Here is an 18878-nt window from a genome sequence, read left to right as displayed (position 1 = left end):
CCCCTGACGAGTGCGGCCGATGGCCTTCGCTCGGCTGTGCTGTCCCGCCTCACGAGCGTGCAGGTGTGGAGGACGCGCCGCCGAAACCCCGAATGATTCGAAGAAGCAGACAGTGGAGGTAGTGATGAGCGCGCCCCTGGAACTTGCCACCGCGGCCGCGAGCAGCATCGTCGGCGCCATGGCCACTACGGCCTGGACGGACATCCGTGAAAGCTGTGTCGCACTGTTCCACCGGTACCTCGACGGCGAGGCCCAGACCGCTGCCGTGACCCGTTTGGACACCCACCACCAGGCCCTCGCGGCCACTCCCGACGATGCACGGGACGGAATGACTGGAATCTTCGCCGAACACACGGCCCAAGACCTGGCGGCGTTGCTGGAGCGTTCCCCCGAAGCCGCCGGGCAACTGCGCTCGCTCCTGGAGGAGGTTCGGTCCGCCTCGGCGTCGGAGGTGTCGGTCATCAGCCACAACCGGGTCGAGAACGTCAAAGCCAAGGGCGATGTCATCGTGACCGGTCGTGACGCGAACGTGAGGAAGGGCAAGTGAACCGACCCGTCGAGAACACGCCGCCTTCCCCCACCCCGGAGGCCGATGCGGAGGAGGCCGTGACCGCCTCCCTTGGACCCGTGCCGGATCGGTACGTGGGCAACCACGGCCGGGTGGAGTACCCTCCTCCTCCCTTGGTCAGGGAAGAGTTCGCCGCCGCGAGGATCGCTCCCGCTGACGCCCCCGTCATCGACCAGGCCGACGGCCCCGCCGTGTCGGCCGAGGGTGAGCGCCCGCCCGTGCCGACCGGAGAGCCGCCGGAACCGGAGGACTCCACCGAGGGGCCGGACGGGGCGACGAACGTGCTCTCCGACGTCCAGGCCAGGGGAGACGTGATCGCGGCGGGCCGGGATGTCACCAAGATCGTGAACGAGCTCGTCCGTTACCAGAACGGTCCCGCCCACCTGAGGTCGGAGGCGATCAACCGCGGAGGGATCCCCACTGGTGACCTCTACTCCTCCGCGGGGCAGGTTCAGACCGTCCGGAGTGGTGTGTACGCGCTGATCGGCCCACCGGACACCGGACGTCGTACGGCTGGTCTCCGTATGCTGGCGACCCTGCCGGGGAACTACGTCCTTCGTGCGTTCCCCGAGCCTGACTGGGACAAGCCGGAGATGAGCCGTCTTCCCAACGACGGTCGCCACGGCTACCTGCTCGACCTGACAGGCATGGGGGAGGCGTTGCCGGACGACTTCGGCGACGACCTGGTCCAGTACGCCAAGCAGGCCCGGGAACACGAACACGAAACCCTGCTCGTGATCCTCGGTGACGAGGCGGTGGGGATGAGGCTGCCGAGATCCCGCGAACGGGACGGGATCGTGGTTCGCGAGCACCGACGCCCGGACACGCTCGACATCGCCAGGCGCAGGATCAGGACATCACCCCATCCGTCGCGGGAGGCGTGGCTCGACAACGAGGGCGGCGCGTTCTTCGGCCTGGTGTCGTCTGACTCCCCGCCCTCGCGCGGAGTCGGACTCGCCGACATCATCCTGAGGGCCGAGCATGAGAACGACACGGGCGTCGTGGGACCGTTCTCGGACTGGCAGTCGCAGATCGAGGGTTGGTTCGCGACCGACGACCGTAAGCCGGGCGCCTCGGGAGCCGAGGAACGGACGCTGCGCATCGCGGCCGCCTTCCTCGACGGATCGCCTGCGTCCGCTGTTCTGAACGCGGCCGACGATCTGCTCCCGAAGGTGGTGCGGGACCGCCTCGAGGAGTGGGGAGGCGCCCTCGCCGCCCCTGACGACCGGGTGCGGTGCACGAACGCCAACCTGGCCCTTCGCGACGGGCGGGTCTACATCACCGACAACCGAGACGGACTCGACCTCGCGGTGATCCGCTACCTCTGGGCCCGGCGAGGCTCCGCCGCCAACCTGCTCTCCGGGTGGCTGACCCGGATCAGCGCTCCCGGAGGGGCGGCGCACGCGTGCCTGGACCGGCTCTCGGACGTCCTGACCGAGGTCGCGGTCGCACAGGGCAGCTCCACCGTCCTCGGTCTACTGGAGGGATGGCTGCGGCAGGACGCCGACCACCGGATGGAGTTCGTGGTCAAGGTCCTCCAACGGCTCGCCGAGCACCCCGTCCTGGGGTCCCGAGTTCGGGTGGTGGACCTGCGCAACTGGGCCACGGGGTCCAACAACCCGCAGCGGCAGAGGGCGGTCATCGGGGTGTGCCGGGGGAAGCTCGCCGAGACCTACCCCGAACAGGCGTTGACTCGACTGCGCTACGTCATGCAGCACGCCAAGGACCCCGAACTGCGGCAGGAGGCCGTCGCGGCGGTGGCCGGGCGGCTCGAACCGGGACAGCCCAGGCTGTCCGCGCTGAAGATCCTGGTCGACTGGGTGGAGAACGAGCGCACGACCCTCGCCGGAGGCCGCTTGTTCCTCAACCTGTTCGACGGCTCCGGATCCGACGGCGAAGCCATTCGGGACGATCCTTCGCGCGGCCTGCTCTCGCTCACGGGCCTGGACGGCGAGACAGCCGTGGAGCTGTTCACGAAGGCGTGGGGGCGTACCTGGAACCACCCCGAACTGCGCAGTGACACCAGCCACGCGCTGGCCGCCTGGAGGCGTGCGGCCGATGCGGGGACCCTTCCGTTCGATCGGACACGTCGGGTTCTCTCCGTCTCCTTCCAATCCATTGGGCTCGACGACGACCTCGACCGCGTCATTCGTGCGGAAGGGACGATGGGCCGTCTGCTGTTCAGGGACTTCTTCGACAGGACACGGGCCGAACGGATCGAGGAGAGCCCGGGTGTTCCGGAGTAGGAAACGGCGGAACACCCCCTCGAACAACCGGACCTTCGACCGCACGTGCTCGGCCCGCGTGGAGAGCGCCGACAGCGGGCTGTACTTCGACGCGCACCTCTCCTACGGGTGGACGGTCACCGATGGCGCCGAACAGCGGATCCTGCACCCCGACGAGGTCGCGCGCAGCCTCCTCGTCGGGGCGGTCCGCGCCGCAACCGCGAAGCATCCGGTACTGCACTTCCAGGAGGCCGAATGGGCAGCCAACGCGGAGTTGTCGGATGAGATCGACGATGGCGGGCGGATCACCGTCTCGGGTCGCGTGCGCCTGGGCATCCCGGCTGCCACGGAGGCTCGTGCCCGCGCCCGGTACCGCGCATCCGAACAGGTGCGTCTGGAGGAGGAAGAGCAAACCGCCCGCCTGGAGGTGCTCAGGGAACGGGTCCTGTCCCAGGGTCTAGGACTGGTGTGGTGGCTCGACCGGCACCAGGGGCCGGAGGGCGGGGCGAGCCCGAAGCAGTGGGTGGGTGAGCTCATCGATTCCTACCAGGAACTGGCGTCCGCTCTACGCCGCGACCTCCTCTCCCCGGAAACGGAGGAGCGGGCCCTCCTACGGGCCAGGGTCGAGGAGGCACTCACCCTGGCCGAGGACCCGGAGACCGCGAAACGGTTCGCGTACTACCTGGAGGAGTACATGTCGCTCGTGGCAGGTCGACGGCCACAGCCCTGAGCCCCAAGCTCCTGCTGGAGCAGGCCGCGCTCGTGGCCGGGCGGTCCGAGGTGTACTTCACTGCGGGCGGGTTCGGCTGGGTGGTCGTCCGTCTTGACGGGATCGACCCGGGCGAGCTCAGCGAACTCACCCTGGAGGCCTGGTGCCTGGACCGTGCCCGAGGGCATGCGGGACGGCTCGCCGACACCGGCGGCCCTCGTCGAGGTCTCCTTGGAGTGAGCCGCTGCCCATCCGTTTCTCCTGGCTGAACGGCGTCCTCCACGACGGGAGAACCGCGCCGGCGTGCGGCCAGCGGTCAACGCAGGTCTTCGAGGAGGACCCCGTCGCGTTCGCGGCGCCACTGACGCCAGCCGTTGATCTCGTGTCCGCAGATCGACCGCGCGGCCCCCGACGGCGTCCTGAAGGGCGCAGAGTCGCTGCCGTCCACACGCACACGCCCACCCGGGGTGACCGTCGAGGTGTGCCGTTCTCCCCGGCGCGGACGGTCCCAGACCAGCCGCTCACCGGGGGAGAGACTCCCCGCCTTGACCATGTCGAAGAGTGCGCCGCGGTCGTGCTCACCGTCCGACATCACGGGTGAGTCCGATCGCTCGGTACCCGCGCTTCCGTGTTCTCCCGTGGGCGCGTTCAGTCCGAGGGCGCGGCGGAGCACGTCGTTGGGGGTGTCCACGAAGGGCTGCGCGCGCTTTTGGAGCTCGGTGTACACCTCGTCGTCGATCCGGATGACATGGGACATGGAGTCTTCCTGTTCGTGTTGTGGTGGACCGGCGGTACGCGCATGCTTCGCAGCGGGCACGTGCGGGGGTCAGCGGTGCTCCATCAGGGCGCGCAGCCTGTCCAGACGTGCACCGTCCCGTGCCCGTCGCCACGCCTTCCAGCCGTTGAACGAGCCCTGCGCGAAGAACTCCGCCGCGGTCGAAAGGGAGTGGCGCTTGTCGGTGCCGTGCGGTGTGACCGTTCCGTCGGCGTTGACCGTGACGTGGTGGGTCTCCTGCTTTCGCGGCCGTTCCCAGACCAGTGACTCCCCGGGACGGAGCTCTCCCGCCTCGATGAGCCGCCGGAGTTCACCCTGCGCGCCCGTCTTTCGTTCCGGGCGGTCGGCGTGCTGGGTCTGGCAGCAACAGGTGGTCACGGTCTCGACGCGGGTGGTGCGGACCGTCTTCGTGGTTCCGGTGCAGGTACTCATCGTCTCTCCGGATGGCCTGTCTTGGAGTTTGTCTGTCTTCTTTGAAAGTTACCACAAGAGAGTTGAGAGCTGGTGGCTTTCGAGGATCGCTTCGAAGGGGAGCCAGATCGATCGAGGTTCTCGGAACCTCTCTCCTGCTGTGCGCGTCGTAGATGGTATAAGAAACTGTTAGCATCGTCTTCATACAGTTCACGACGGGAGAAATCGTGTACCTGGAATCGCTGCACATCAAGGGCTTCAGGTCGCTCGCGGACGCGACCGTCGCACTCCGACCAGGCGTCACCGTCCTGGTGGGGGAGAACAACGCGGGCAAGTCCAACGTCATGGACGCCATCCGCCACCTGACCGCCCCTCTCGACGGCAGGCGCGACATCCACCTGCGCCGCGACGACCTTCACCGTGACGGCTGCCCCGAGGGCGGACACCACGACACCTGTCAGCGGACCGTCGAACTCGCCGGACGTTTCGCGTCGCACGACTTCGACGACCTGGCCGTCTACAACCAGGCCCTGAACTCCGACCAGGCCTCGATGGGCTACCGGCTCACCTACGCGCCCCCCGCCTTCAGCGGCCAGCGCGGCACCGTCTCCTGGCAGGCCGGGGAGACCGACACATCCGACCGTGATCCCGAACCCGCCGCCCGCGAACGCATCCGCCACCTGTACCTGCCTCCCCTCCGGGACGCCCAGCGCGATCTCGCATCCAGCGCGAGCAGCCGGATCCAGTACGTGATGGAACGCCTGTTGCAGGACGAGCACGAGCGGAGGGCGTTCATCGACGATGTGGAGAAGCGTTTCGCGGACATCGAGGGGCTCACGCCGCTGACCGCAGCGGCGGACCAGGTCCAGGAGGGGCTGACCCGGCTCACCGAGGGGGTGTCCCCGCAACGGGTCGGCGTCGGCTTCGCGGAGGCCACCCTCACCTCCGTGGCCCGCGCCCTTCGTCTGCGCCTGGAACAGGCCGAACTCGACCCGCGCGACCTCGCGCAGAGCGGGCTGGGGTACGCCAACCTCCTGTTCATGGCGACGGTCCTCACCCAGCTCCAGGACGCCGCGGAGGCCGACCTCACCCTGCTGCTGGTGGAGGAGCCCGAGGCGCACCTGCACCCCCAGCTCCAGACCATCCTCATGGACTACCTGGAACAGGAAGCCGCCAGGAGCCACCGACGCCAGGCGGCCGGGGGCGCGTGGCTGGGCCGCATCCAGGTCGTCGTCACGACGCACTCGCCCCACATCGCCACCGCCGTCGGTCCGCGCAACCTCGTCGTCCTCCAACGGCACCGCCACGTGGAGCCGGAGCGCCGGGAAGCCGGAGCACGGCAGGGGGATGAGAGCACCCAACCGCCCGTGCGGTCGAGTCGGCCGGAGTACCGCTCGAAGGCGGTCGCCGTCGGTGGCCTCGGTCTTGAGGACCCGGTGCTGAACAAGGTGCGCCAGTACCTCAACGCCACCCGCAGCACGATGCTGTTCGGCCCACGGGTCCTGCTCCTGGAAGGGATCGCCGAGACCATCCTGACCCCGGTCCTCGCCGAGCGGGTTCTGGACCGGGCAGGGGTGCAGCGTCTGCGCGGAACGGCGGTGGTGCCCATCGACGGGGTCGACTTCGAGCCGTACCTGCGGATCCTGCTGAAGAAGGATCCGCGCACCGGCCACCGCATCGCTCGGCGCGTCGCGGTGGTCACCGACGGAGACTTCCACGGCCTGGACCCCGCGAGGAGAGTCGACCGCCCCGGCAACCTCCGCGAGATCCTCTCCGACCTGGGCGCCACCGAGGACGTGGCACGGGTCTTCGCCAACCGCACCACCCTCGAACCCGAGCTGATGTCGGCCGACGAGCGCAACATCCCCCTCCTGAAGCGGGCTTGGAGGAACCAGCGTCCCCAGGTGTGGGCGCAGGACTGGGACGGCCTCCTCGCCAAACCCGTCCATGAACGGGACCGGGCGTTCGCCGACATGTTCGGCGAACGCAAGGTCCGCAAGGGTGACTTTGCCCAGGACCTGTTGGAGGTCTCGGCCCAGCTCGGACCGCTGACACCCCCCGCCTACTTCCGTGACGCCCTCCAGTGGATCACCCGGAAGGAGCCCACCGATGCTGGCTGAGGCACGAAACGACGATCACGTGCATGAACTGTGCGAACACGCACGAGCGGCACAGCGCGCGGTCACCGAGGCCGATATCGGGCCTGGACAGCTCCTCAGCGTTCGCGCCTGCCCCGGAGCCGGTAAGACCCGCGTCATCGTGGACCGCCACCTGGAGCGAGCGCTTCCGGCACGCCAGGGGAGGGCGATCACGTCGTTCACCAAGGCCGCCGGAGGTGAGCTGCGCAGGCGCTGCCATGAGGCGGCAAGGCCGGACCTGACCACCTTCCCGCACTTCATCGGCACGCTCGACACCTTCATCTGGCTCCATCTGGTCCGGCCCCACCTCCGGCCGCCGGAGAAGGGCGGACGGTCCTGGCGCCGGTTGGAATCGTGGGAGCGCCATCCCGAAGCCCACAACGGCGACCTGAGCCTGGAGGATTTCTCCTTCGTTGACGTCGACGGCTTACGCGTGGGAAAGGCATCCCTGAACGAGTCAGCCCGGGACAGGCTTCAGGGACGCGATCCGGACCACCTGGAGTGGTGGGCGGCGAAAAAGCTCAAGGCACTGTTCGCGCAGGGGTACGTCACCGGCGACCTCATCCGGGGCATGGCCCTGCGGCACCTCGCCCACGAGCGGCTGGCCAGTGTGGTCAGGACCGTCCTCACACGTCGGTTCGGTGAACTCGTCATCGACGAGGCGCAGGACTGTTCGGCCGAAGAGCGCGGGATCGTACGGTCTCTGGTGGACCTCGGCCTGCCGGTCATGGTCGTCGGTGATCCAGCCCAGGCCATCTACGGCTTCCGGGACACGGTGGCCGCCGAACAGGAGCCGGTCGTCCTCAACGGGGCTCGGACGTTGGGCCTGCGGCACAACTGGCGCTCCAGCCAGGTCATCTGCGACCTGGCCGCGACACTGCGCGTGGCCGAACCGGAGCCCGATACGGCCGTGGGTGAGCACGCGGGTGACAAGGAGCCGATCCGCCTCATCCCCCTGCCGACGCACGGAGTCGATCACGTCCGGGCCTTCTGCGGGGAAGCCGATCGGCTGCGGATTTCCGTACCGGAGAGGTACGTGGTCGCTCCCTGGCGGTCGTGCCTGCCCAGGGACCTCGCAGGTGCGCCCCGGCCGCCGGGGTCCCCCATCGGACAGGTCGCCTGGGCGGTGGGTGTACTGCGCGCTGAGGCGGCACCGACCCGGCAACGGGACAGGGCCGCCGAGATCATCCGGGCGAACATCCTGGACGTGTGGTACGGGCCGGACGGGATCCCACTCGCCGACAGACTGGAGCGCCACGCGGTCACGGCTCAGGGGATCGAGCGCGCCCGGGCACTGGTGCTGCGGGACCTACCGGACCTGGACCGGACGACGGGGGAGTGGCGGGCCCGGGCCCAGGAGGTGTTCGGACGCCACGCCCCGGACCCCGGCAGGAGCCTGCCCGAGGCCACACCCAGGTGGGTGCGAAGGCACGCTCCCACCGACGCCAGACCGGCGTATGAGGTGGGTGGTCACAGCGGACCCCTGGCCACACCTCGGGTGGAGGTGGGCACGGTGACCAACATCCACCAGGTCAAGGGGGAGGAGGCCGACGCGGTCCTGGTCATCGTGCCGAGACCGACGGTGAGGACGCGGAAACGTGTGGAGGAACTGCTCTCCTCCTGGGTGGACGGGGCGCCGCCCCGGATCCGCGAGTCGGCGGAGGACCTGAACGTCCTCTACGTCGGGGCCACCCGTGCCCGCCGTCTGCTGGCCTTCGCCCTGTGTGACGAGCACCTTCCCTGGGTGGAGGCGTTCCTGGACGAACGTGAGATCGCATTCCGGACGCTCGACTGAGACCTCCTCGGGCTCTGGCCCCACCACACACTGGTGGCGGGACCAGAGCCTGGGGCGCGTCTATCGCTGCTCATCGGTAGGGAGCAGATGATCGGGCGAATGGAGTTCAAGCGAAACAGGTTTTGCTTACTTGCTTGTGCGGGTCGCTGACGGGTGCGCTCGTTGGCTTTGGGGATAGTGATGTGAGTCACTATTGTGAGTGCATGGGAAGGCTTCATGGCGACACAGATGCGCGGTGGGGGCGCAATGTGGGGTCTGATGTGCGATGATGCGCCCTTTGGTTTTCCGTGTCGTGGGCGTGGAGGGGCGTGGAGGGGCGTGGCGGCGTTGCGGCGAGTGCCTGAGTGTGGATTCGAAGGTGGCTTAGATTTTTTGTTGGTGCTAGCCTAGGCAGTGTCATCGAAGCCGAAGTCGTCAGTCGGCTCCTCCGCGGTTCGGTGCCCTGTTCCCGCTCCGAACGCTGATTCCACCGAAACCACCGCACCGCCCCATGTGGTTGGCGCCCGGTAGGGCGGTGCGGCTCACCCCGTGTCCACACGGGAACCAGGAGGTAGGACTTGATGCACACCCCCGACGATCATGGTGCCCCGTCCCGTACCGACGGGGCAACCCCCCGGACCCGCGGAGCGCGTGCGGTCCTGGTGATCGTCGTCCTTCTTCTGCTCGTCACCACCGCCGTCCGCGAGGACCCGGCCGCGTTCTGCGGGGCCGTGCTCCTGTACCTGGCGGACAACGCCCCCGAGGAGGTCAAGGGCAAGGTCCGGGATTTCCTCGCCGGTCTTCTCCGGCCGCTGAACGGCTGCCGGTCCTGCGAGGCTTGACACTGACCGGGGCGCCCGGCGCCCTTCGGGGCGCCCCACCGCTGCGGCCGGGGCCGGCCGCGCGAACGAGGACCCAGGAAGAGGGAACCATGCGATTGACAGGGCCTGGTGAGAACGGGCGGGAAAGGCTCGGTGAGATCGCTCGGGTCAAGGCGGGGCCCTCCGGTGCCCACCTCAAGGAGTTGGGGGACCACCCGGACGGCATCCCCGTGGTCACGCCCGCCGATTTCACCGATGACCACCGTGTCGACCCACGGCACCTGCGACGTGTCCCCCGCTCCCACGAGCCGAAGCTCGCGTCGTACGTCCTGGAAGCGGGGGACCTCCTCGTCGTCAGACAGGGGTCTTTGGGAAGACTCGCTCTCATCGAACCGGGACAGGTCGGATGGGTCTACGGCTCCTCGTGCCTGCGTGTGCGGCTCAACCCTCAAACGCCCGTGATGCCCGAGTACCTGGCCGCCTACCTGTCCCAACCGCAGACCATGGAAGCGCTGAGGAAACCCGCGCTGTCGGGTACGGTTCCCTCGTTCAACGCCGCTGCGCTGCGGGACCTGGACGTCGTCGTGCCGCCGTGGGGCCTGCAAGGTGAGATCGTGGACACGCTCACGGACATGAACGCGGCGATCACGGCCAAACGGGCGGTCGTGGAACGCATGGAGGCCCTGCGTCCGTCCGTCTTCGCCGCGCTCCTGGAAGGGACCTGGGTGTGAACGACATCTGGACGGTGGACGAACAGGCCGACGAACTCCTGCGAGCCAAGGAAAGGCTCGCCGGCAGGGGCGATCTCGACGCGGCCCGGGCGATCGCGGCGATGCTCGTGCTCGGCGGTGCTCCGGACGGCACCTCGATCCTCTTCGACAGCTGGGACGACGGACGACGGACCACCAGGTTGGACAGGGTGGTCGCCACGGCCTTCGAGCGTCCGGCGCGTGCTCTGCGATCCGAGTGGGAGCAGTGGCGCGAGGAGGAGGACGACGCTGGTCTGTTCCCCGACACCGTCCCCTTCACGGACTTTCCGGAGGCGCGTCTGGCGGAGGCTGTCCGAGCGGTTCACGGGCTGCTCCGTCAGACTGAGGTGGAAGGGGACGACACACGGATCGGTGAGGTCTTCGACCGCTTTCTGAGCCTGGTCGGTGAGCGCATGGGCAAAGCCGGAGGAGCGTTCTTCACTCCCCGATCGGTGAACGAGCTCATCATTCGCCTGGCCGACCTGCGCCTGGGCATGGTGGTGGGTGACTTCTACGCCGGCGTCGGTGGAACCCTGGTGGCGGCTCTCGCTCATGTGGGTCTGCCGTCCAGGGGGGAGACGCCCGTCAGCGGTGCCGATATCAACGGCGAGAGCGTGTTCCTGGCCCGGGTCAACCTCTACCTGCACGGAGCGGATCCATCCCTCGTCCGCCACGAGGACACACTCACCTCGTGGCGGCCCACGGATGAGCGAGGGCGTTGCTTCGATCGGGTCCTGTCCAATCCTCCCTTCGCCCTGGCCTACGATCCCGGCACGTTCCGTGAGCCCAGCGACCTGCGTGGCAGGACGTCGGCGGGACGGGCCGAACTCATGGTGGTCCAGCAGGTCCTGGCCTCGCTCCGACCCGGAGGCCGGGCCATCGTGGCGATGGCACACGGCCCCCTCTTCCGCGGCGGGCAGGAGCAGAGCATTCGCCGTGCGCTCCTGGACCGAGGGGAGATCGAGGCGGTCATCGGCATTGGCCCCAACCTCTTCCAGGGCACGGCCATCCCGTCCTGTCTCCTCGTTCTCAGGCGCCCTGAGGAAGACCGGCCGACGCCGTCGGACGTGCTGTTCGTCGACGCCGAGAGCGAGGTGGCCACCGGACGCAACCAGAACCGGTTGGAGCCCCACCACATCGAGAAGATCGTCCGGGTCTTCGACAGACGTGACACCGTGCCCGGGTTCTCACGACTGGTGCCCTGGGAGGAGATCGCCCGCAACTCCCACAGCCTCCACATCGGCGGGTACGTCGATCGTGTGGGTGAGGAGGGTCCCGTTCTCGACCTGAACGCCGCCCTGAACGGCGGGGTTCCCCCGGACGAGGTTATGCGTGTACGCGGCCCGTTCCGAGCCTTCGGCCTCGACGTGCTGCAGCTCTTCGCCCTTCGTTGTGACGGCCATGTGGTTCCCCGAGACGGAGAAGACTACGAAGCGGTCGCCGCCCGCCTCTCCGACCTGTGTGAACCGGCGATCGACCATTTCGGTGAGACACTCCGGCTCTCCTGGCCCTCGGTGGTGCGCCAGGCGTACACCATCTCCTCCCGCCGCACCCTCGGAGATTTCAGACAGACCCTGGTCGACCTCTTCTGCCGGCAGCTCGTGTCCACGGGTGTCCTGGATGAATACGATCTCGCCGGAGTGTTCGCGCAGTGCTGGGCGGAGCACGCCGAGAAGATCACCAGCCGGTTCTACGGAGAACGCGACGCCCTGGCGGACCTCCTCACGCGGGAACTGGGCGAAACCCTGCTGGACCAGGCGCGGGACCTGGTGCAGGCCCGTCAGCGGGTGCTGGTGGACACCGTGTACGACTGGAAGGAGCGCTACGGTGATCCCCTCAGGCAGCTGTGGGAGCGCAGCGCAGCGGCGGACCGTAGGTTCCGGGAAAGGCTCAGTGCACTCGGAGTGGAACTGCCCCTCGACTCTGATGCCGGAGAAGCGGACGGGAAGTTCTGGTGAGGGACCGTCCGAGGGAACACCACACGGGATGTGCCCCGCCGTTCGGGGGGAGTCCCCTCTCCCGCTTCTCGTCCGCTTGGTGCGATTAGGGGGAATCTATGGCCGTCGCTCAGTTCGGGCAGGGCGGATGTGTGGGCACCGTGGCGCACCCACAGGCCGTCGGCGTCCACCCGTTCGACTCGGAAACCGTCGGGCAACAGGCCGTCGTTGAGCATGTCCTTGACGAAACCCAGGCGTTCCCCGGCTTGTTCTCTGCCTTCAAGCTGACGTAGGTGCAGGTCTTTGAGCCATTCGACCGCCTCGGACAGGGAGACGTCCTCGTTGAGGAGACTGGCGAGACGGGAGACGGGTCCGGGGCTCATGGTCAGGCGTTGGGCGGGTGAGGCACCGCCTTCGAGCCGACGGAAGGGGCCGTAGCCAGCGACGAACCAGCCGCTGCTGTCCTCCGCCCAGGGACCGCGACCGGGGAGCTCGGTGTCACGACCGTCCGTCACGTCCTCCGGGCCCGTGACACGGGAACCGCCGCGCGTGGACTCGCCCTGGCGCCAGCGGATCACGCCGGTGAAGGAGCGTTCCGGAGTGCGCCCCGGGCCGGTGTAGGTGTTCCACCCGCTGGGGTGACCGTGGCGGCTACTTCCGCGAAGTCCTCTCCCCGGGTGACCCGGTGTTCGAGGTCCGGAACAAGATTTCGAGCGCAGGAGGGTCCGACCAGGCCTAGAGCGATGGCGCGCAGCAGTGTGGTCTTCCCCGACCCGTTACGGTCGGCCAGGACGGTCCAGCTACCGTGACCATCGGTGGGAACCGGAAACTCCAGTTCCCCGGCGGCGGTGGGTCCGCTGAACCCACGGACGCCGTCGACGCTGATGCGCTCGATGCGCAAGTCGGACTCCGCTGTCGGTCTGCCAGGACGTAACCCAATCCTGGAGGAGCCGCCACGGCCGCCTCCAGATCTGTAACGACGATCGGGCTGCTCGGGCGAAAGGTGCACGAGGACCGGGAGTAGTCGCTACGGTCACAGTATGTTCCTCGGACTCGGATCCTCCACACCGAACCTGTTTCCCCGACGGGACGAGCCCGCCCTGTTCACGGTCCGGGCCGAGCTCGCGCACACCTCCCCTCCGCTGTGGCGGCGTCTGGAACTGGCGTCCGACCTGTACCTGGACGAGGTGCACGACATCCTCCAGGCCGTGTTCGGTTGGGATGACGACCACCTGCACAAGTTCGGCAAGGGTGGCAAACGCTTCTACGACCGCGCCACCGCGCACTTCCTGACCCCCTACGACCTGGAGGAAGGGGAATCCGGGATCTCGGAGGAGCAGGTGCGGCTGGACGAGGTCCTCGAACGCAAGGGGGACCGGCTCCTCTACCTGTACGACTTCGGGGACTGCTGGGAGCTCGTGCTCACCCTCCAGGAGACCGGTCCGCTGACCGATGCCACCCCTCGGGCCAGGTGCATGGACGGACGCCGTCCCTCACCGGTCGAGGACTGCGGAGGTGCGCCCGGCTACGCGTTCTGGGACGCCGTCAACCGCCCGGATCACCCCCACCACGAGGAGGCACTGGCCGACTTTCGCGCCCACCGCGACGCGGACGAGGACCCGTCCTACTGGGCGCCGGTCCCCTTCGACCGGGCAGCCGTCAACGAGGCCCTGGGACGACTGTTCTCCGAACCCGGTCCCGCCGGGGAACAACGGAGGACCTCCGGGCCGGGAGGGGGAGCACGACTTTCCGGTCCCGTGGCGGATCTCCTCGTCGATGCCTCCTACGTTGGTGAGGAGGACCTGCTGGCGGCCATGGTGGACCGGGCCGGACCCGACACCCCCTCGGAGGTCGACGAGACCACGGCCCGTCGCATGGTGGCCCCCTACGCCTGGCTGCTCGACCATGCCGGGACCGACGGGATACCGCTGACCCAGGCCGGGTACCTCAGGCCCGCCAGTGTCGAGGCGGCCGCGGACGTGCTCGGTCTGAGGGGAACCTGGGTGGGAAAGCTCAACCGCGAGGACCAGACCATGCCCGTGCGTGTCCTGCGGGAGACCGCGCAACGTATGAGACTGCTTCGCCGTTACCGGGGGCGTCTGATGGTGACCCCGGCGGGACGGAAGGCAGCCACCGATCCGGTCGCTCTGTGGGCCCATCTGGCTGAGCGGATGCCCGCGGATGAGGCCAGGTTCGGGCGCTCCCATGGCGGACTGCTGTTGCTGCTCGTGGTGGCCGGGGGAGGCGACGATGTGCTCGCTGGCGTGGGCCGGGCCCTCACCGCGCTCGGGTGGAGGGACAGTGACTCCGATGACGGGTCGCTCTCACGTGGCGCGGTGCTCGACATGGTCCGCGACTCCCATGACGTGCTCTCCTTCCTGGGCGCCCTGGAAGGGAGGGGACGCGATGCCCGTCCGACCGCCAAGGGGAAGCTGTTCGCCCGGGCCGCGCTGTGGAACTGGCCCCGAGACGCCTGAGGTATGGCGCGGCCGCGCGCGCCGTCGGCGTCGCTGACCACCGCCGCCGGTTCTTCCCGGAGGGTTTTTGAGGCGTAAGAGGGAGACGGGAGAACAGTTTCTGTTGGGAATATCCGTTACCGGATAAACCTGCCATGTGGCCTTGTGTTATGGCATTTCTCGGCTGACGCTGTTCATGCGCGTGCATGTTCGCCTGCTCTTCCCGCAGCCCCCGCCGGAGGAACTGTCGATGTCAGCCACCGGTCACGCCCTGCCCCCGTCCGCCGTCCGCACCGTCGGTTCCCTCCTTCCCGGCGACATGCTTCTGCGTGTGAGCGAAGGGCGGGGACTGTCCGGATGCCATCCCGCCGACTACGGGGCCGTGGGCGCCCGGTCGGTGAGCGACGAGGCCGAACGCCATTGGAACTACCTCCTGAACGCGTGGAGTGACCTGCGCGAGCGGCTTCCGGTCACCCGGGAGGGTGAGCCGTCACCTGACCCTATGGGGGTTGCTGTCGCTCACTGGCTGGGCCCACTGTTCGACGAACTCGGCTACGGTCGTCTGCCCGCTCTGCGGATCCGCGGGATCACCGCGGACGATGAACCAGGGCGGACCATCCCCATCACCCACCGGTGGCAGCACACCCCGATCCACATCACGGCGTGGGACAGCGACCTCGACCGGAGTCGTCGATCGGGTGGGGCCTTCGGCCAGGCCCTGGTACAGGAAGCACTCAACCGCACCTCGGATCACCTGTGGGGGATCGCGACCAACGGACGACGGGTTCGCCTGCTGCGCGATTCCAGCTCCCTGGCCGGGCCCTCCTACGTCGAGTTCGATGTGCAGACGATCTTCGACGGCGAGCTCTTCAACGAGTTCGTCCTCCTGTTCCGCGTTCTGCACGCCACCAGCTTCGAGGTGGGCGAGGGCGAGCCCGCGTCGGCCTGCCGACTGGAGCGCTGGCGAACGGAGGCCCTCCACTCCGAGGTGCAGGCCCTGGACGCGCTGCGTGACAACGTGGAGCGCGCTCTCACCGCCCTGGGGACGGGGTTTCTGCGTCATCCGGCCAACACCGATCTGCGGGCGGGTGCGGACGCGCGTGCGCTGCACGGAGCGCTGCTCCGGTTCGTCTTTCGCCTCCTGTTCCTTGTCGTGACCGAGGACCGGGGGCTGCTGCACCACCCCGACGCCGACCAGCGCGCACGGCAGCGCTACGCCGACTACTTCTCGACCGACCGGCTCCGCCGTCTGGCGAGCCGCGGCGGCGGGGGGCCGCACGGCGACCTGTACGAAGCGCTCAGGATCGTTCTCGACGCGCTGGGTGAGGCGAACGGTCGGACCGAACTCGGGCTGATCGGCCTGGGCGGCCTGTTCACCCAGACCGAGGAGGACCGTCCGCTGGCGGGGGCGAAGCTGTCCAACGCAGCACTGTTGACGGCCGTTCGCCACCTGGCCAGGGTGTGGGATCCGGCAGCAGGGCGATGGCGGGCCGTCGACTACCGCAGCTTGGGATCCCGTGAACTCGGCAGCGTGTACGAGTCCCTCCTGGAGACCGTGCCCCAGTGCGACGAGGCGGATCGTTCGTTCCGCCTGGTGCCCCGGGCGGGCAACGAGCGCAAGCGGACCGGCGCCTACTACACGCCGTCCTCACTGGTCGAACGCCTCCTGGACGCGACCCTGGAGCCCGTCCTGGACGACGCGGTCAAGCAGGCCGAGACGGGCCCCGAGGCCGGGGGAGGAAGCGACCCGGCCGAGGCCGTCATCAGGAAGCTCCTTTCGGTCACCGTGTGTGACCCCGCCTGCGGGTCCGGGCACTTCCTCGTGGCCGCGGCCCACCGCATCGCCCGGAGGGTCGCGGCCCTGCGGGAGGGAACCCCCGAGCCCACAGAGAAGGCGCTCCAGGAGGCCATGCACGAGGCCGTGGCTCGGTGCGTCTACGGTGTGGACCTCAACCCCATGGCGGTGAATCTCGCCAAGGTGTCACTGTGGCTGGAGGGAATGGCCCCCGGCAAGCCCCTCGACCTGCTGGACCCGCACATCAAGCAGGGCAACGCTCTCATTGGTGCCAGCCCTGGGTGGCTGCGTGCCAAGGAAGGGATACCCGACAGCGCCTTCGTGCCCGTGGAGGGCGACGACAAGGGCGTGGCTTCGGCCCTGGCCCGGCGGAACGCGTGGGAACGCGCCGGACAGGGTGAGCTGCTGCCCGCCCGGTCCGCGGCCCTGGTGGCCAACACCGAGTTCGCGCTGGAAGTGCACGAGATCTACCAGATCCGTGTCGGAGAGCTCCGCGACGTGCGCGAACAGGAGAACGTCTACCGCGAGTGGCGTGCCTCTGGTCGGTATCGACAGGCCGTGCACCTGGCCGACGCCTGGTGTGCCGCGTTCATGTGGGAGAAGGTCGCCGAGGCTCCGCCCCCGGTCACGCAGGAGATCTTTCAGGACCTGAGGGCGTCGGGCGGCCACTCGGTTCCGGCCGCGACCCACGAGGAGATCGTTCGGCTGCGCGAACGTTACGGGTTCTTCCACTGGCACCTGGAGTTCCCCGATGTGTTCCGGGTGCCCAGCGACGGCCAAGGCGTGGACCCCGACACGGGCTGGGACGGCGGATTCGACTGCGTCCTGACCAACCCGCCCTGGGACAAGTTGGACTTCGAGGACAAGAAGTACTTCAGTGTGGTGGAACCCTCCATCGCCCGGATCTCCGGCGTGGCACGGCGCGAGCGCATCACGCAGTGGGCGCGCGACCATCCGCGGGAGGGCGGGCAGTACCGGCAGGCGCGTCGGTATGTGAAGTCGAGTTTCCTGTTCGCCAGCAGGTCGGGCGCCTATCCCCTGTGCGCGAAAGGGTTGGCGGTCAAGGGGGTCAACTCCTTCCAGGTGGACCAGATCTTCGTGGAGCGGTGCACGGCGATCACCCATCGGCAGGGGCGTATCGGTGTGATCGCCCCCAGCGCCATCGCGACGGGGGCGGGTTCCCAGAAGCTCATCCGCAGCCTGGTCAGGCACGGGTCTGTCGCCTCGCTCTACGACTTCGAGAACACCAGGAAGATCTTCCGGGGCGTGGACGGTCGTCAGAAATTCTGTCTGCTCTCCCTGGCTGGCGAAGAGAAACCAGAGCCGACGGCTGAACTCGCGTTCCACCTCCAGGACACGGCCGAGCTCGATGACCGCCGCAGGGTGTTCCAGCTGTCCCCCGGCGAGGTTCGGCTGCTCAACCCCAACACGCAAACCCTGCCCGTCTTCCGGTCCCGCCGGGACGCGGACCTCACCCTGTCGATCTACCACCGCGTGCCGGTGTTGTGGAACGAGTCGGAGCGCGGAGGGAACCGCTGGAATGTCATGTTCAAGAACCTGTTCAACATGACCGACGACTCCGGTCTCTTCCGTACCCGGGTGGAACTGGAGGACGAGGGGTGGAGCCTGGACGGGAACGTCTTCGTCCGTGACGGCCAGCGAATGCTCCCCCTGCTCGAAGGCAAGATGGTCCACCACTTCGACCACCGGTGGAACACCTTCACAGGCGCGGGGCCCGGGTGTATCCGCCAGCTCACCAACGCCGAGAAGCAGTCACAGACTGAGGTCGCCATGCCTCGCTACTGGGTGCCCGAACACGACACGAGAGGAGACAAAATCGGGCGGCACGGATACCCGGACGTGCGCGAGGGCGTCGCGACGCGGCTGAGGGCTTTGGGATGGGAACGGGGATGGCTTTACGGGTGGCGCGATGTCTGCCGCGCGACCGACGAGCGGACCGCGATTCCCGCTCTGATTCCGTGCACAGCGGTCGGGCACACCTTTCCGCTGATGCTGTCACTACAGGAGCCGCGCCTCATCGCGGCGCTCTACGCGGTACAGAGCTCTCTCGTGTTCGACTTCACCAGCCGTCAGAAAGCGACTGGTGCGCACATGGCGCTCATGACGTGGAGACAGCTTCCGGTTCCCGCCCCCGCGGACCTGGAGCCGCACACGGGGTTCCTTGTGCCCCGTGTGCTCGAACTGGTCTACAGCACCCACGACATGGCGCCGTTCGCGCGCGACCTCGGTTACGACGGGCCGCCATTCCCGTGGGACGAGGCGCGTAGGGCCGCCCTGCGCGCCGAACTGGACGCCTACTGCCTCCACCTCTACGGGCTTGAACGCGCCGATGCGGAGTACGTCCTGGAGACCTTCCAGACCGCCAGGGGTGGCCTGAGGAACAACGAGATCGCCAGGTTCGGTACCTACCGCACGAAGGAGTTGGTCCTGGAGTCCTTCGACCGCCTGACAGGGGTCAGGATCGCTTGATCAGGGGGTTCCCCCGCGAGCCGTGCCCGC

The 18878-nt window shown here is 68.3% G+C and carries 13 protein-coding genes and 1 pseudogene; 12 read left to right on the top strand and 2 right to left on the bottom strand.

The window, feature by feature from the left end; all coding sequences use genetic code 11:
* Positions 1-124: 124 nt before the first annotated feature.
* The 4 genes and pseudogenes from KIK06_RS09920 to KIK06_RS09905 form a co-directional block, all read left to right on the top strand.
* Complete coding sequence (locus tag KIK06_RS09920; protein ID WP_268642930.1) at positions 125-547, top strand: hypothetical protein; 423 nt, start codon at positions 125-127, stop codon at positions 545-547.
* Positions 544-2814: a hypothetical protein gene (locus tag KIK06_RS09915; protein WP_268642929.1), complete on the top strand. Its 2271-nt coding sequence runs from the start codon at positions 544-546 to the stop codon at positions 2812-2814. The genes KIK06_RS09920 and KIK06_RS09915 overlap by 4 nt, the downstream gene beginning before the upstream one ends.
* Positions 2801-3523 carry a hypothetical protein gene (locus KIK06_RS09910; protein WP_268642928.1) on the top strand — a complete coding sequence of 241 codons (723 nt, stop codon included), beginning with the start codon at positions 2801-2803 and terminating at the stop codon, positions 3521-3523. The genes KIK06_RS09915 and KIK06_RS09910 overlap by 14 nt, the downstream gene beginning before the upstream one ends.
* Positions 3508-3742 (top strand): annotated as a pseudogene (locus KIK06_RS09905) (MmcQ/YjbR family DNA-binding protein); the annotation flags it as partial. The gene KIK06_RS09910 and the pseudogene KIK06_RS09905, both read left to right, overlap by 16 nt.
* Positions 3743-3818: 76 nt before the next feature.
* On the opposite strand, the gene KIK06_RS09900 reads toward KIK06_RS09905, so the two are convergent.
* The gene (locus KIK06_RS09900) at positions 3819-4259 is read right to left on the bottom strand and encodes a hypothetical protein (RefSeq protein ID WP_268642927.1); all 441 of its coding nucleotides are present in this window, start codon (positions 4257-4259) and stop codon (positions 3819-3821) included.
* A 69-nt stretch (positions 4260-4328) separates the two neighbouring features.
* Positions 4329-4709: a hypothetical protein gene (locus tag KIK06_RS09895; RefSeq protein WP_268642926.1), complete on the bottom strand. Its 381-nt coding sequence runs from the start codon at positions 4707-4709 to the stop codon at positions 4329-4331.
* A 206-nt stretch (positions 4710-4915) separates the two neighbouring features.
* Here KIK06_RS09895 and KIK06_RS09890 point away from each other — a divergent pair, with 206 nt between their 5' ends.
* The 8 genes from KIK06_RS09890 (at position 4916) to KIK06_RS09855 (ending at position 18848) form a co-directional block, all read left to right on the top strand.
* A complete protein-coding gene (locus tag KIK06_RS09890; RefSeq protein ID WP_268642925.1) occupies positions 4916-6808 on the top strand; it encodes an ATP-dependent nuclease in 1893 nt (630 codons plus the stop codon).
* Complete coding sequence (locus tag KIK06_RS09885; RefSeq protein ID WP_268642924.1) at positions 6798-8621, top strand: UvrD-helicase domain-containing protein; 1824 nt, start codon at positions 6798-6800, stop codon at positions 8619-8621. The genes KIK06_RS09890 and KIK06_RS09885 overlap by 11 nt, the downstream gene beginning before the upstream one ends.
* A 560-nt stretch (positions 8622-9181) precedes the next feature.
* Positions 9182-9442, top strand: a complete 261-nt coding sequence (locus KIK06_RS09880; RefSeq protein WP_268642923.1) for a hypothetical protein — start codon at positions 9182-9184, stop codon at positions 9440-9442.
* A gap of 89 nt (positions 9443-9531) precedes the next feature.
* Entirely contained in the window at positions 9532-10152 is a 621-nt protein-coding gene (locus KIK06_RS09875; RefSeq protein WP_268642922.1) for a restriction endonuclease subunit S, read from the top strand.
* The gene (locus KIK06_RS09870) at positions 10149-12128 is read left to right on the top strand and encodes an N-6 DNA methylase (protein WP_268642921.1); all 1980 of its coding nucleotides are present in this window, start codon (positions 10149-10151) and stop codon (positions 12126-12128) included. Before KIK06_RS09875 ends, KIK06_RS09870 begins: the two co-directional genes overlap by 4 nt.
* A 98-nt stretch (positions 12129-12226) precedes the next feature.
* The gene (locus KIK06_RS09865; RefSeq protein WP_268642920.1) at positions 12227-12400 is read left to right on the top strand and encodes a hypothetical protein; all 174 of its coding nucleotides are present in this window, start codon (positions 12227-12229) and stop codon (positions 12398-12400) included.
* Between the two features lie 747 nt (positions 12401-13147).
* Positions 13148-14584 (top strand): plasmid pRiA4b ORF-3 family protein, encoded by a 1437-nt coding sequence (locus KIK06_RS09860; protein WP_268642919.1) that lies wholly within the window; start codon positions 13148-13150, stop codon positions 14582-14584.
* Positions 14585-14813: 229 nt separating this feature from the next.
* Entirely contained in the window at positions 14814-18848 is a 4035-nt protein-coding gene (locus KIK06_RS09855) for an Eco57I restriction-modification methylase domain-containing protein (RefSeq protein ID WP_268642918.1), read from the top strand.
* The last annotated feature ends 30 nt before the right edge of the window (positions 18849-18878 follow it).

The sequence above is a fragment of the Nocardiopsis sp. EMB25 genome, from assembly GCF_026797795.1.
GTDB lineage: Bacteria > Actinomycetota > Actinomycetes > Streptosporangiales > Streptosporangiaceae > Nocardiopsis > Nocardiopsis lucentensis.
Note: the sequence above shows the minus strand (reverse complement) of the source record. Positions and strands in the feature narration are given on the sequence as shown.